The organism is Microbacterium xylanilyticum (assembly GCF_054654695.1).
On sequence record NZ_BAAIEN010000002.1, the window covers coordinates 2619015 to 2632597 of the forward strand.

Below are 13583 nucleotides of genomic sequence, written 5' to 3' on the forward strand. Positions count from 1 at the left end.
GAACGCTACGTGCGCGCGGACCGCCCGGACACGGCATTGACTTCGCCCGCCGCGCCAACTAGCGGTGCGGCAGAGGATGCCGTCGGCTCGACCACGCCGGCGAGCGTTCCGTATCGCTGCATGCGCTGCCAGCGCAGTCGTCTTCCGGCGATCGCCGTGAACACCGACTGGATGACGACGAGGTACATGAGCTGCCGATAGACCACCTGCTGCAGGGGCAGCGTCCAGAGCGGGCCCAGGCGCTCGCCGTCCAGGCGGAAGGCGTACGCGGCCACCAGGCTCTGCACGACGAGGAAGAACAGCCAGAGCCCGAGCACGCGGATCGGGTCGAGGAACAGGACGCCGTAGACGGCGAACACGTCCACGACCGGTGCGAGCAGCGGCAGCAGCACCTGGAGCAGCAGCAGATAGGTGAGCCCGCGGCGCCCCAGTCGGCCTGCCGGTCCGGTTTGGAACACCGCCCTCCGGTGCTTCCACATGGCCTGCATCGTGCCGTAGCACCAGCGATAGCGCTGCCGCCAGAGCGCCCCCAGGCTCGCCGGGACCTCGGTCCAGGCGCGGGCGTCCTCGCGATAGACGACCCGCCATCCGGCACGCAGGATCGACATCGTCAGATCCGTGTCCTCCGCGAGGGTGTCGTCGCTGACGCCGCCGACGCCGGCGAGCGCGGAGCGGCGGAACGCGCCGATCGCGCCGGGGACGGTCGGCATGCACTCGGCCAGGTCGAACAGCCGGCGGTCGAGGTTGAACCCCACCACGTACTCGATGTGCTGCCATCGGCCGAGGATGCCGGAGCGGTTCACCACCTTGGTGTTGCCGGAGATGGCGCCGACGGCCGGATCCGCGAACGGCTGCACGAGCCGGGTCACGGTGTCCGGCTCGAACACGGTGTCGCCGTCGACCATGACGATGAGCTCGTGCGAGGCCGCGGCGATGCCGGTGTTGAGGGCAGCCGGCTTGCCGCCGTTCGCCTGCCGGATCACCCGCACTCCGGGCAGAGCCAGGCGCTCCACGATGTCGGCGGTGCCGTCCGAGGAGCCGTCGTCCACGACGATCACCTCGACCGGGTGCGTGGACGCCGCGATCGAACGGACCGCGGCCTCGATGCCCGCGGACTCGTTGTACGCGGGCACGATCACCGTCACCGGATCGGTCACGGCGAGCAGGTCCGCACCGCGCCGCCGCGGTCTCGTGGCACGTGCCGCGTGGCCACGGCTGAGCCGGACGTGGCGCGCGGCGACGATCACCACCAGCACGGAGCGCAGCACCACGAGGATGCCGCTGATCAGCAGCGCGACCTCCACCGCGAGCACGACCCCGTCGCTGAGCCGCACCGCGCCCGCGGTCACCGCGGAGGTCGCTCGCTCGGCGAAGGTCGCCGGCCGTGTGCTGCCGGAGAGCCCGAAGGCGTCGCTCACGGTGGTGACCCGGAAGCCGCGTGCCGAGAGCTCGGACAGGAGCCGTTCGAGCGCGGCGACCGTCTCGCTGCGATCGCCTCCGCCGTCGTGCATGAGCAGCACCTGCCCGCCATCGCCCCGCGGCGCGGCATTGTGCACGATCTGCTCCACGCCCGGCCGCCGCCAGTCCTCGCTGTCCTGGGTGCTCAGGACCGTGACGAACCCGTCGGCTCCCGCGGCCTGGATGGCGCCCCAGCCCGCGTCGTCCACGGCGGCATTGGTCGAGCTGTAGGGCGGCCGCAGAAGCGCGGCGGTGCGGCCTGTCGCATCGATCAGGGCCTGCTCGCCCAGGGTGATCTCCAGCTGCCGCCTCCAGTCGGGCGCGGTTCCCAGATCCACATGGGTGAAGGTGTGCACGCCCACCTCGTTGCCGGCCCCGACGATCGCGCGGACCAGGTCCGGATGCGCGATCGCCTCCTGACCGACCTCGAAGAACGTGGCGTGAGCGCCGTGCTTCTCCAGGACCTTGAGGATCTCGGGCGTCCAGCGGGGATCGGGGCCGTCGTCGAACGTGAGCGCCACGGTCCGGGCCGGCGGGGCCGAGGTGCGCACCTGGCCGTCACTGCGCGCGGCGACGACCGGGCCGCCGTCGCGCACGGCCTGCGGCACGGAGCGGGCATCGCCACGCGACACCGCACCATCCGCGGCAGAGCCGCCGAGATGCTGCACGTACCCCTGCGCCACGAGCACTGCGACGAGGAAGACGACCAGGGCCGAGAGCGCGACCCAGTGCGCCGTGGGGCGCACGACGGGACGGCGGGTCATGGATGCGGCGGCGGTGTTCCGTGCGGGGTCGTGCGCCCAGGGGCGTTGGCGCTGTTGCCCGGTCCCGTCACGGGTGCCGGCGTCGGTGCAGGCGCCGTGCCGGATGCGGACGTCCCCGAGACCGGGGCCGGCTGCACCACGGCCGGGGTGCCGGCCGTGGTGGCCGAGGTCGTGTCGGTCGCCGGCTCGGCGGGCGCCGGGGCCGGTGCCGGCGTCCCCGGGCGGGCGCCCGGAGCCGGGGACGGCGCAGCTGTGCGCGCCGTCGCGGGCGCACCGGCGGCCACCACGGGCGGCAGCAGGGGCGCGCGCAGCTCCGGCGTGGTGGCGACCGCGACGACGACGGCGCCGACCGCGGCGGTCACGGCGAGGACGAGCACGGTCACCGCGCCGCGGGCGCGCTTGGCACGGCGACCGCTCGGGTCGACGAACACGGCGCTCGGGGCGTCGGCGCTCCGGCGCAGGGCACGCCGGGTCAGCGGTTCATCGGGGGTCACGGAGACCAGGATAATGCGGTTCGCTGAGAGCCCTCTCGGCGCGCTCTGCGTCCGCGATCCCGAGATTTTCCGCGACGCCGCGGGCGGCGAGGAGGACAATGGAGGCACGGCCCGCGGCACGTCACCGGAGCCGGAGGAGGCGGTCCCCATGACCCCGCTCATCATCCTCAGCATCGTGGTGGTCCTCGCGATCATCGCGTTCTTCCTGTCGGCGCGGATCGTGCGGCAGTACGAGCGCGGCGTGGTGCTGCGCTTCGGCCGCCTGCACAACGTGCGCGAGCCGGGGATCCGGTTCATCTTCCCGATCGTCGACGTGCTCATCCCCGTCTCGCTGCGGATCGTGACGATGCCGATCCAGTCCCAGGGCATCATCACCAAGGACAACGTGACCGTGGGCGTCTCGGCCGTCGCCTATTACCGGATCCAGGACCCGGTGAAGTCGGTCATCGCGATCGAGAACGTGCGCGCGGCGATCGACCAGATTGCGCAGACGACCCTGCGCCGGGTCGTGGGCCAGCACCATCTCGACGAGATCCTGTCCGACACGGCCGCACTGAACGCGAACATCCGGGAGATCCTCGACGTCATCACGGTCGACTGGGGCGTGGAGGTGACTCTCGTCGAGCTGAAGGACATCCTGCTTCCGGACACCATGAAGCGCGCGATGGCGAAGCAGGCCGAGGCGGAGCGCGAGAAGAGGGCGAAGATCATCGCCGCGGAGGGCGAGGCGCTCGCCGCGGCCCAGCTGGGCTCGGCGTCCGACACGATGATGTCGCACCCCCTCGCGCTGCAGCTGCGCACCCTGCAGACGCTCGTGGAGATCGGCGTCGACAAGAACACGCTCGTCATCGCCCCGGCACCGCTCGTCAGCTCGATCGGCGACGTCGTCAACCTGATCGACCGGGAGGCGGCGGTCGCACAGATGCGCGCGCATTGAGCATGGGAGGCGGCGGGCGGGCCGCGCCGCCCAGGGCGAATCAGGACGGCCGCCGTGCGCCGCGTGGCCCCGTGATGCCGTCCGGTGGATGATCGATCCGACGATCACCCGACCGACAGGCGATGCATGAACGCACACACCCCCTCCGCCCAGCCCGGCGCCGCGCGACTCCTGCGCCCGTGGCACTTCATCCTCGCGTTCGGCATCGTGAGCCTCCTCGCCGACATGGTCTATGAAGGCGCGCGCAGCATCATCGGCCCCTACCTCGCCACGCTGGGCGCGTCGGCGACGGTCGTCGGCATCGTCGCCGGTGCCGGGGAGTTCATCGGCTACGGGCTGCGCGTCGTCACCGGCTACGCGGTGGTGCGCACGCGTCACTACTGGACCTGGACGATCCTCGGCTACGCCCTCACCGTCCTCAGCGTGCCGCTCATCGGGGTCACCGGGGTGCTCGCCCCCGCGCTCCTGCTCTACGGCACCGAACGCCTCGGCAAGGCGGTGCGCTCTCCCGCGAAGGACACGCTGCTCTCGTACGCCTCGGCGCGCACCGGGCGCGGCAGCGCGTTCGGCGTGCATCAGGCGCTCGACCAGACCGGCGCCGTGCTCGGCCCGCTGCTGCTGGCTGCGGTTCTGGGCTGGCGGGACGGCGACTACGCCCTCGCCTTCGGCGTGCTCATCGTGCCGGGGATCCTCGTGCTCGGGGTGCTGTTCTGGCTCCGCCACCGGGTGCCGGATCCGCTCGTCTACGAGGAGCCGGCCGCGCTGCAGGCGGGACCCCCGGTGGGGACCGCGGACGGTGGCGCGAGCGCTGCCGCGGATCCCGCCGGCGAGACCGACCCGGCTCCGACGCCCGCACCGGCGGACCGGCGACTCCCCGGGCGGTTCTGGCTGTATGCGGCGGCGATCGCCGTGCTCTCGGCGGGGGTCGCATCCTTCCCGCTGCTCGCCTTCCATGCGCAGACCCGGTCACTGCTCAGCGACGCCCAGATCCCGATCCTGTTCGCCGTCGCGATGCTGGTGGACGGCGCAAGCGGACTCGTGATGGGGCGCGCCTACGACCGCTTCGGCCCGCGAACGCTGCTGCTCGTCCCCGTCGCCGCGGGCGCCTCGGTGATCGCGTTCTCCGAGAGCGCCGCGCTCATCTGGATCGGCGTCGCGATCTGGGGCGTCGTGAACGGGATCCTCGACTCCACCGTCAAGGCGGTGGTCACCGAGCTGGTGCCCGCCGCCGCCCGGGCCATCGCCTTCGGATGGCTCGCGTTCGTTCGCGGCGTGGGGCTCCTCGTCGCCGGCGGAGTCCTGGGCGCCGCCTACGATCTGGGCACGCCCGTCATCGTCACCGCGGTGCTGATCGCCAATGCACTCGCACTCGCCGGGCTGATCACCGTGCTGCGCCTGATGCGCTCCTGACCCGCCCGACTCGCATCAAGACCCCCTGCGGGCGCCGCAGGGGGTCTTGTCGTGTCGAAAGAACCTATTCGGCAGTCTTTCGATACAGATAGGCTCGCCCCATTCGAAACAACCTGTATCGATGACGTTTCGTCGCAGACCCGAGGACGTGTCTGCAGAACCGAGGATCTGTGACAAGACGTCGACCGGGCCTTTCAGAGAGCTTTCGGGTCTGAGCCGGGCCCGGTCACTCCCATCCCCAGTTCCCCAGAACTCCAGATCCATAAGGAGACGGAATCCCCATGAAGTCATCGAAGCCCGGCAAGCGCGTCTGGATCGCGCTCTCGGCGCTGTCTGCCAGCGCGGCTCTCGCCGTCGCGGTCGCAGCGCCTGCCTCGGCCGGCGTCCCCAGCGCCGTCATCACCGGCAAGTCCGCCCCCAGCGGAATCAAGGTGTCCCTGTTCGCGACCAACACCGATGCGCAGAACGTCCCCGCGTCCGCCGGTGCGAACTCGTTCCACTCCAGCATCCATGACCTCGCCATCGCCGACGGCAAGGTGTTCGCCGGCTACGGCGATTACAACGCCAACACCGGACCGGTGAACCTGAACTCGTACTCGATCGCGACGGGCGCGGAGAAGCACGAGATCACCGGCATCCCCGGAGAGGAGATCGGCAAGCTGAAGCTCCTGGACGGCGCCGTGTATGCGCCGAACATCGACCCCCGCGTCAGCTGGACGTCCCCGGCGAACTACGGCCGCTACGACCCCGCCACGCACGCAGGCAGCTACATCGCCAACACGCCCTTCATCCACGTGTTCGACGTCGCCAAGCTCGGCAGCGAGCTCTTCATGGCCGGCTCCATCGTCAACCCGGACAAGACCGTGTACGGACCGACGAACACCCTGGCCGCGATCAAGAAGTCCGTCGACGGCGGTGCGACCTGGACGATCGACCGCACGGCGGCGGACGACCCCGTGGTCCTGTCGACCTACCCCGGCGACGGCGAGTACGCGCGCTACTACTGGCTCGCCGTGTCCGGCGGGAAGCTGTACACCCGTGCCAGCACGATGAGCTCGACGGGCGACCCGTCGCTCGCCTTCACCTACCCGGGGACGGACGGCGTGCAGCACACGGCGTACAACACCCCCGGACTGGACGTCTACACACCCGGCAGCGGCTGGAGCGCGATCGACGCGGGTCCGACGATCGCCACCCTGCCCCACCCGTACCACGCCGACGCGGTCGGCTCGAAGATCATCTTCGCGATGAGCAGCTTCCGCGGCGTCACGGGATCGGTGACGGTGAACGGCCAGACCACAGCAGTCCCGGTCTTCGACACCTCGACGAACACCTACGGCTCGCTGAACGCACCCGGCGTGTATTCGGTCCTCGACACCTATCAGGACGGCACGACCAGCTACATCCTCGCCAACAGTCCGGTCGCGCCGAGCATCTACTCGTCGACCGACGGCAGCACCTGGACGAAGCTCGCCGATGTGATCATGCCTGCCTACTACGACGCCAAGAGCATCGCGGTCTCCAACGGCATCGCCTACATCGGCTCATCGAAGGCGAACATCTACAAGCTGACCCTGCCGGGCAGCAGCACCTCGACCGGCGGCAAACGCTGAAGGTCTGACGGCGGGCACGCCCGCGTGACAGCATCCCCGCCTCGAGCACACGTCGGGGCGGGGATGCCTCGCTCAACGCCGACCGCGCGGCTCCGCCGGTCGGGTCTGCCTCGTCAGGCCGTGCGCCCGGTCGTACGCCTCGATGATGCCCTTGGGGATCTGGCCGAATTCGGGCACGGCTCCGCCGTAGTGCTCCTTGGCCCACTCGCGGATCTGCACCCGCTCGGCCGCAGTGGTGATGGGAACCTGGCGTCGACCGACGCCGTCGTCGAGTCCGAAGCGCTCGGACTCCCGCCCCGCCTCCAGGTAGGGAGCCAACGTCGCCTCGAACTCCTTCTGCTCTTCCGCGGTCAGATCGATGTCGTACCAGGCACCACCCCAGCCGAACGTGACCGTGTCGGCATCGGGCTTGCCGCTGAGGTCGGATTCGATGATGCTTCGCTTCGCCATGCTATAGAAGCTATCCGACGCGGCAACAGACGGCGAAAGATTTGTGAAGGTCGACAGAAAGATCTGTCGAATAGCGGTATTTCGCCGCTCATCGTGCACGGAGGAGCACATGACGAAGGCCCCCTGATCGGGATTTCTCCTGATCAGGGGGCCTTCTCTTGTTGCGGGGACAGGATTTGAACCTGCGACCTCCGGGTTATGAGCCCGGCGAGCTACCGAACTGCTCCACCCCGCGGCACAAGAAATGAGCTTAGCACGGGATTCGGCAGAGCGCCAATCGGGGCAGGATCGGCGCTACTTCGTGGCGCTGCCGCTCCCTTCGAGCGCGATCAGCCGGTTGACGGCGTCGGTCAGCTTCTTGTCCTGCACCGCGAACTCCGAGAGGTCCCCCGCCTTCAGCGCCGCGTCGCGCGCGAGCATCGCGGCCTTCGCATCGGCCAGTGCAGCCTGGAACGCCGCGTCGCCGGTCGGCGGCGTCGTGCCGCCGCCCCCCGGAGTCGGGGTGGGCGTCGGATTCACGTTGTTGTCGCCGCCGGCCGCACCGGAGTTGCCTCCGAAGAGCTGGTCGAGCGCTTCGGTGAGCGTGTCGGCGAACGCGATCTTGTCACCGAACGCGACGAGGATCTTCTGCAGGCGCGGCACCTGCGTGCCGCCCGAGGACTGCACGAAGACGGGCTGCACGTACAGGAACCCGCCGCCGACCGGCAGCGTCAGCAGGTTGCCGTGGGTGACCTTGGACTGCCCCTGCTTCAGCAGGTTGAGCTGCTGTCCGACCGTCGGATCCGAGTCGAACGAGTTCTGCACCTGACCGGGACCGGGCACGGTCGTGTCCGCGTCGATCTCCAGCATGCGCAGCTTGCCGTACGAGTCGGACTTCTTGCCCGCCGTCGAGCCCGCATCCGCATCCACCGCCAGGTACCCGAACAGCACGTTGCGGCTGTTGGATCCCTGCGAGGCGGGGATGAACGTGGTGTACATCGAGAACTGCGACTGGTCCTGACCGGGCATCTTCATGCTCAGGTAGTACGGCGGCTGCAGCTCCGGGTTGGCGGACCCGCTCTGCGGGTCGTTCGGGGTCTCCCAGAGGTTGTCCTGGCGGGCGAACGACGCGGCGTCGTTCACGTGATAGGTGCCGAGCATCGCGCGCTGCACCTTGAACAGGTCGGTCGGATAGCGCACGTGACTCATCAGCTGCGACGACATGTCGCTGATCGGCTTGAGCGTGCCCGGGTAGATCTTCTGCCACGTCTTCAGCACCGGATCCGACGGATCCCAGGCGTAGAGGGTGACCTTGCCGTCGTAGGCGTCCACGGTCGCCTTCACCGAGTTGCGGATGTAGTTGATGTCATCCGTGACGAACCCGGGCTGGGTGTTCACCGAGTCGCTGATCGCCTTCGGCAGGTTCACCGTCGTCGAGTACGGGTAGTTCGAGCTCGTGGTGTAGCCGTCCACGATCCACACGATCCGTCCGTCGACGATGCTCGGGTAGGGGTCGCTGTCGAGGGTCAGGTACGGCGCGGCCTTCTGCACGCGATCCGCCGGGTCGCGGTCGTACAGGATCTGGGAGTCCTGGTTCACGCTGTCGGAGAAGAGGATCTGCTCGGACTGGAACTTCAGCGCGTACAGCAGCTTCGTGAAGAAGTTGCCGATGCGCGGGCCGCCGTCGCCCGTGAAGGTCGTCTTGGTCTGGTTCTCGCTCGAGTCCTTGCCGCGCGGGTAGTCGATCTCGACCGGCGCGGTGCCCTTGGGGGCGCCCACGATCGAGTAGGCCGGCGAGTTCTCGCCGAAGTACACGCGTGGCTCGAACTTCTTGCTGTCGGTCAGGGTGCCGGACGTCGGGATGCCCCGCTCGAGGAACACCGGCTCGCCGTCGTCGGTGCGCTGGTTGCCCGCCGCGGCGACGAGACCGTAGCCGTGCGTGTACACGAGCGTGCTGTTGTTCCAGGTCTGGCTGGGGATGCGGCTCGTGTCGATCTCGCGGACGGCGACCAGCGCGTCCTGGTTCTTGCCGTCGATCTTGTATCGGTCGACGTCGAGCTTCTGCGGGAACTTGTAGTAGCTGCGGTACTGCTCGAGCTGCTGGAAGGTCGGGCCGATGACGTTCGGATCCATGATCCGGATCGAGGCCGTGGTGTCGGCGTCGCTGCGCAGCTGGCCCGACTCGGCCGTGGTCTGGGCCTTGAACGGCGTCGTGTCGACGGCGTCGATGCCGTAGGCCGCCTTCGTCGCCTTGAGGTTGCGCTCGTAGTACTGCGCCTGCAGCTGGTTCTGGTTCGGCTTCACCTGGAAGGTGTTCACCGCCCAGGGATAGCCGATGCCGAGCACGAGCGCGGCGACGATGAGCAGCGCCGTCGCCGCGAGCGGGAAGCGCCAGTGGCCGATCACTGCGGTGACGAAGAACAGCACGGCCACGAGCGCCGCGATGATCGCGAGGATGGACAGACCGGGGATGGTGGCGTTCACGCCGGTGAATGCCGCACCCGTGATCTTGTCCTCGGTCGCGGTGAGGGTCTTGTACCGGTCCACCCACAGGCTCGCCGCCTGGACGAGGAGGTACACGCCGGCGATCACGGCCAGCTGCACGCGCGCGGCCTTGGAGATACGGAGCTCGCCCTGCCCCACGCGCACCGAGCCGTAGAGGTACAGCACGAGCGCCGACACCAGCAGGCTCAGGATCAGCACGGCCGAGACGAATCCGAGCAGCGCCTCGTAGAACGGCAGGTCGAACAGATAGAACCCGGTGTCGAGGTGGAACTGCGCGTCGGTCTTGCCGGTGGCGGTGCCGTTGGCCCACTGCCACACGGTCTCCCACTGCCCGGCCGCGGCGAAGCCCGCGAACAGGCCGAAGAACACCGGCATCCCCCACATGGCGAGGCGGCGCAGGGGCTCGACGACCTCCTGGTAGCGGTCGAGCTGCGAGCTCAGCCGCACATAGACGGGACGCAGACGGTAGGCGAGCTGGATGGCGACGAACATCGGCACCGCCATGCCGAGGAAGCCGACCACGAACATCGTGGCCGTGGCGATCCATCGCGTGGTCAGCACCTGGGCGAAGTTCAGCTGGTCATACCAGAGGAAGTCGGTGTACATCGTCGCGAACACGAAGAACGCGGCGATGAGCACAGCGAGGATCACCACCGTCGCGAGGACGATGCGTCGGGCGGGTCGGGGCGCGGCCGGTGCGGGTGAGGTCACGGTCCCATCCTAGGTCGGCGGAATCTCGGGATCCTGAGGCGCGGGAGCCTCGGCTTCGCCCGTCGCGAACGCGGCCTTCGCGCTACTGCTTCTTGAGGTCGGCGGCGGTGCACGTGGGCAGCCTGGCCACGTCTCCCCCGTCGGCGATGACCTTCAGCGCGTCCAGCGACTGCTCCAGGCTGTCGGTGCGGACCACGGTGAGCCCCGCGGGGACGTGCCCGTACACCTCGTCGCAGTTCGATCCGGGCGCCAGGAAGTACGTCGCCCCGGCGGAGCGCGCCCCGTACAGCTTCTGCCGGATGCCGCCGATCGGCCCGACCGTGCCGTCGGCGGTGATCGTGCCGGTGCCGGCCACCTGCTTGCCGCCGTTGAGCGCCCCGGGCGTCAAGGTGTCGATGATCCCCAGCGCGAACATCATGCCGGCGCTCGGCCCGCCCACGTTGTCGAGCTGCAGCTTCACGTCGACCGGGAAGGTGTACTTCTGCTGCAGGGTGATGCCGAGCAGCCACCGGCTCGCGCCGTCGATCGTCTGCCGGCGCGGGGTGACCGAGACGTCCTGGCGCTGCCCGCCGCGCTCGATCGTGAGGGTCACCGGCGCTCCCTGGGAGTCCTGGATCTCCGCGCGCAGGGCGTCCGAATCGGCCGGGTTGCTGCCGTTCAGAGCGATGACCGTGTCCCCCTTCTGCAGGATGCCGTGCGCCGCGCCGTCGTCCGTGACCGAGGCCACCTGGATCGTGACCGGGACGGTGTGGCCGAGTTCGCGCAGTGCTGCGGCGGTCGCCTCCTGCTGCGAATCGACCATCATCAGCTGGTTCGCCTGGTCCCGCTGCGTCGTGCTCACGCCCTGCGGGAACACGGCGTCCACCGGCACCACGGCCTTGGACGGATCGAACCAGGCGAGCACGATCTGCATCCACGACGGCGGCGTCTCGCGGTTGCCGACGACCTGCACGGTGGTCAGGTCGAGCGCGCCCCTGGTCGGGTGCGTCTCGGCGCCGGTGACGGAGATCAGCGGAACGCTCTCGCCCTTCGCGTCCTTCACCTCGCCGAGCGTGTTGAACACGGGCCCCGGCTGCTCGATCACGTACGGCAGCGGCAGGAACGTGAGCACGAGCAGGGCCGCGAGCGAGGCGATGAACGCGATGAGACCGATCCGGGTGCCGCGGCCGGAGCGGGTGCTCGTCATGTGTCTCCCAGGGGTGCTCGATGCTCGTTCGCGAGCGGCGTACAGCGGAGCGGCCGGGTTCGGAGCACTCGCACTGGTCGTGTGACTAGCGTAGTCAGCACGGGCTTTACACGTGCTGAGAGGGCTTCCGATGGCTGAGAACGACCCGAACTCCGAGGACTTCCTGCAGTTCCTGCGCCGCATGCTCGGCGGATCCGCCGAGGACTTCGACCTGAGCGCGCTGCAGGGCATGGAGGGGCTCAACCTCGATCCCGCGATGATGCAGCAGATCATGCAGCAGATGCAGCACGCGATGAGCGGCGACCCCTGGGAGACCGCCCTGCGCCAGGCGCTGCACATCGCGAACCGCGACGGTCTCGGCATCGACTCCGGGGCGCGGTCCTCGATCGCCGACGCCTTCGCCCTCGCGGATCTGTGGGTCGGCGAGGCGACCACGATCTCCGAGCTCGGATCCGCTCCGCGCGCCCTCACCCGCGGCGAGTGGGTCGAGCAGACGCTCCCGGTGTGGAAGGAGGTCGCCACGCCGGTCTCCACCAGCATCGCCGACGCCCTCACGAGCGCGCTCGAGGGTCAGGTGCCCGAGGAGATGCAGGGCGCGGTGCAGGGTGCCGGCCGGCTCATGCGCGGCATCGGCGGCTCGGTCTTCGCGATGCAGTTCGGCCAGGTGCTCGGGAACCTGTCGCTCGAGGTGGTCTCCGGCGGCGACGTCGGGATCCCCGTGCTGCCGCCGGGCACTGCGGCCGTCGTCCCGCAGAACCTGGCCGCGTTCGGCGAGGGCCTGGAGATCCCCGAGGACCAGATCGCGCTCTACCTCGCGGCGCGGGAGATCGCGTACGCGAGGCTCTACCGGCACGCGCGGTGGCTGCACCTGCACGTGATGACGCAGATCACCGAGTTCGCGAAGGGCGTCACGGTCGACGTCGCGAAGCTGGAGGACGTCGCGGGGCGCCTCGACCCGTCGAACCCGGAGGAGCTGCGCGCGGCGATCGAGGGCGGCGCCCTCCTGCCGGAACTCTCCGACGTGCAGCGCGAGGCCCTCGAGCGCCTGGAGAGCCTCATCGCGACGATCGACGGGTGGGTCGACGTGGTCACCACGCAGGCGACCTCCCGGCTGCCCGACAGCGTGCGCATCGCGGAGGCCGCGCGACGGCGCCGCGCCGCGGGCGGACCCGCGGAGGACGCCCTCGGCGCCCTCGTCGGACTCAAGCTCCGTCCCCGCCGGCTGCGCGAGGCCGCTGCGATGTGGCGCGCCGTCACCGACGCGGTCGGCATCGAGGCGCGCGATGCGCTCTGGGACTACCCCGACCTGATGCCCGAAGCCTCGGACATCGACGACCCCGCGGCCCTGGTGGCCCGCCTGCAGGCGCGCGCCCGCGGCGAGGAGCCGGCACCGGACGAGATGGACGAGGCGCTGGAGCGGCTGCTGCGCGGCGAGGACTTCGGTGAGCCCGGCGCCGGTGCGGACGGGCCGGACTCCGGCGGCGGCCGACCGGACTCGGGTTCGGACGAGTCGGCCCCGGGCGCGGACGAGCCGGGATCGGGCACCGACCGGCCGGATCCGGGTCCGGATGGATCCGGCGAGAAGCCGGTCTGACCGAGTTCTCCACCGATTCGGGATCCGTGTCCGACGACGACGGCGGACGGGTCATGATCGGGGCATGCCCACGATCCGGCTCGACCCCGCCCATCCCGTGCTCTGGCGCGACGCCGACACGGTGCAGCTCGGCGCGGACGCCGCTCTGACCCTCCCCGTCGACGGCCCGTGGATCCCGCGTCTGCTGCACGAGCTGGCGCGCGGGATCGACGAGCGCGCGTTCGAGGTCGTCGCGCACAGCGCCGGCGCGCCGCTTCCCGACGCACGGCGGCTCCGCGCGCTGCTCGGCCCCGTGCTGCGCGACGACGTGCCCCGCCTCGCGGTGGCGCTCGCGGCGGCACCTGCGGTGGGCGCGCGCACGCTGCTGCGGCTGGAGGAGGCGCTCGCCGACGCCGGCGTCGACTTCACCGACTCTCCCGGCGCGGTGAGCCTGCTCGTGCGCCACGGCGCGGTGCCGGCGCGTGAGGCCGCGCACCTCCTCG

Annotated in this window: 9 protein-coding genes and 1 tRNA gene; 4 read left to right on the forward strand and 6 right to left on the reverse strand. The window is 70.1% G+C overall.

Features of this window, described 5'->3' with window-relative positions:
- Positions 1–5: 5 nt before the first annotated feature.
- Together ACYQ1L_RS13225 and ACYQ1L_RS13230 are read right to left on the reverse strand one after the other, a co-directional pair.
- On the reverse strand, positions 6–2222 hold the full coding sequence (locus ACYQ1L_RS13225) for a bifunctional polysaccharide deacetylase/glycosyltransferase family 2 protein (protein ID WP_460004552.1): 2217 nt from the start codon (positions 2220–2222) through the stop codon (positions 6–8).
- A complete protein-coding gene (locus ACYQ1L_RS13230; RefSeq protein ID WP_460004553.1) occupies positions 2219–2716 on the reverse strand; it encodes a hypothetical protein in 498 nt (165 codons plus the stop codon). Before ACYQ1L_RS13230 ends, ACYQ1L_RS13225 begins: the two co-directional genes overlap by 4 nt.
- A 148-nt stretch (positions 2717–2864) precedes the next feature.
- Between ACYQ1L_RS13230 and ACYQ1L_RS13235 the strand changes: the two genes are divergently transcribed.
- The 3 genes from ACYQ1L_RS13235 (at position 2865) to ACYQ1L_RS13245 (ending at position 6676) form a co-directional block, all read left to right on the forward strand.
- Positions 2865–3653 (forward strand): slipin family protein, encoded by a 789-nt coding sequence (locus ACYQ1L_RS13235; RefSeq protein ID WP_460004554.1) that lies wholly within the window; start codon positions 2865–2867, stop codon positions 3651–3653.
- Between the two features lie 126 nt (positions 3654–3779).
- On the forward strand, positions 3780–5063 hold the full coding sequence (locus tag ACYQ1L_RS13240) for an MFS transporter (protein ID WP_460004555.1): 1284 nt from the start codon (positions 3780–3782) through the stop codon (positions 5061–5063).
- 281 nt (positions 5064–5344) lie between these two features.
- Positions 5345–6676 carry a hypothetical protein gene (locus ACYQ1L_RS13245; RefSeq protein WP_460004556.1) on the forward strand — a complete coding sequence of 444 codons (1332 nt, stop codon included), beginning with the start codon at positions 5345–5347 and terminating at the stop codon, positions 6674–6676.
- A gap of 72 nt (positions 6677–6748) precedes the next feature.
- On the opposite strand, the gene ACYQ1L_RS13250 is transcribed toward ACYQ1L_RS13245, so the two are convergent.
- The 4 genes from ACYQ1L_RS13250 to ACYQ1L_RS13265 form a co-directional block, all read right to left on the reverse strand.
- Positions 6749–7126, reverse strand: coding sequence for a histone-like nucleoid-structuring protein Lsr2 (locus tag ACYQ1L_RS13250; protein ID WP_460004557.1), 378 nt, complete (start codon positions 7124–7126; stop codon positions 6749–6751).
- A 161-nt stretch (positions 7127–7287) separates the two neighbouring features.
- Positions 7288–7361, reverse strand: a tRNA-Met gene (locus ACYQ1L_RS13255).
- Between the two features lie 59 nt (positions 7362–7420).
- Positions 7421–10321: a UPF0182 family membrane protein gene (locus ACYQ1L_RS13260; protein WP_460004558.1), complete on the reverse strand. Its 2901-nt coding sequence runs from the start codon at positions 10319–10321 to the stop codon at positions 7421–7423.
- Positions 10322–10403: 82 nt separating this feature from the next.
- Complete coding sequence (locus tag ACYQ1L_RS13265) at positions 10404–11507, reverse strand: YlbL family protein (protein ID WP_460004559.1); 1104 nt, start codon at positions 11505–11507, stop codon at positions 10404–10406.
- 130 nt (positions 11508–11637) lie between these two features.
- On the opposite strand from ACYQ1L_RS13265, the gene ACYQ1L_RS13270 reads away from it, so the two are divergent.
- Complete coding sequence (locus ACYQ1L_RS13270) at positions 11638–13101, forward strand: zinc-dependent metalloprotease (RefSeq protein ID WP_460004560.1); 1464 nt, start codon at positions 11638–11640, stop codon at positions 13099–13101.
- Positions 13102–13583 lie beyond the last annotated feature (482 nt).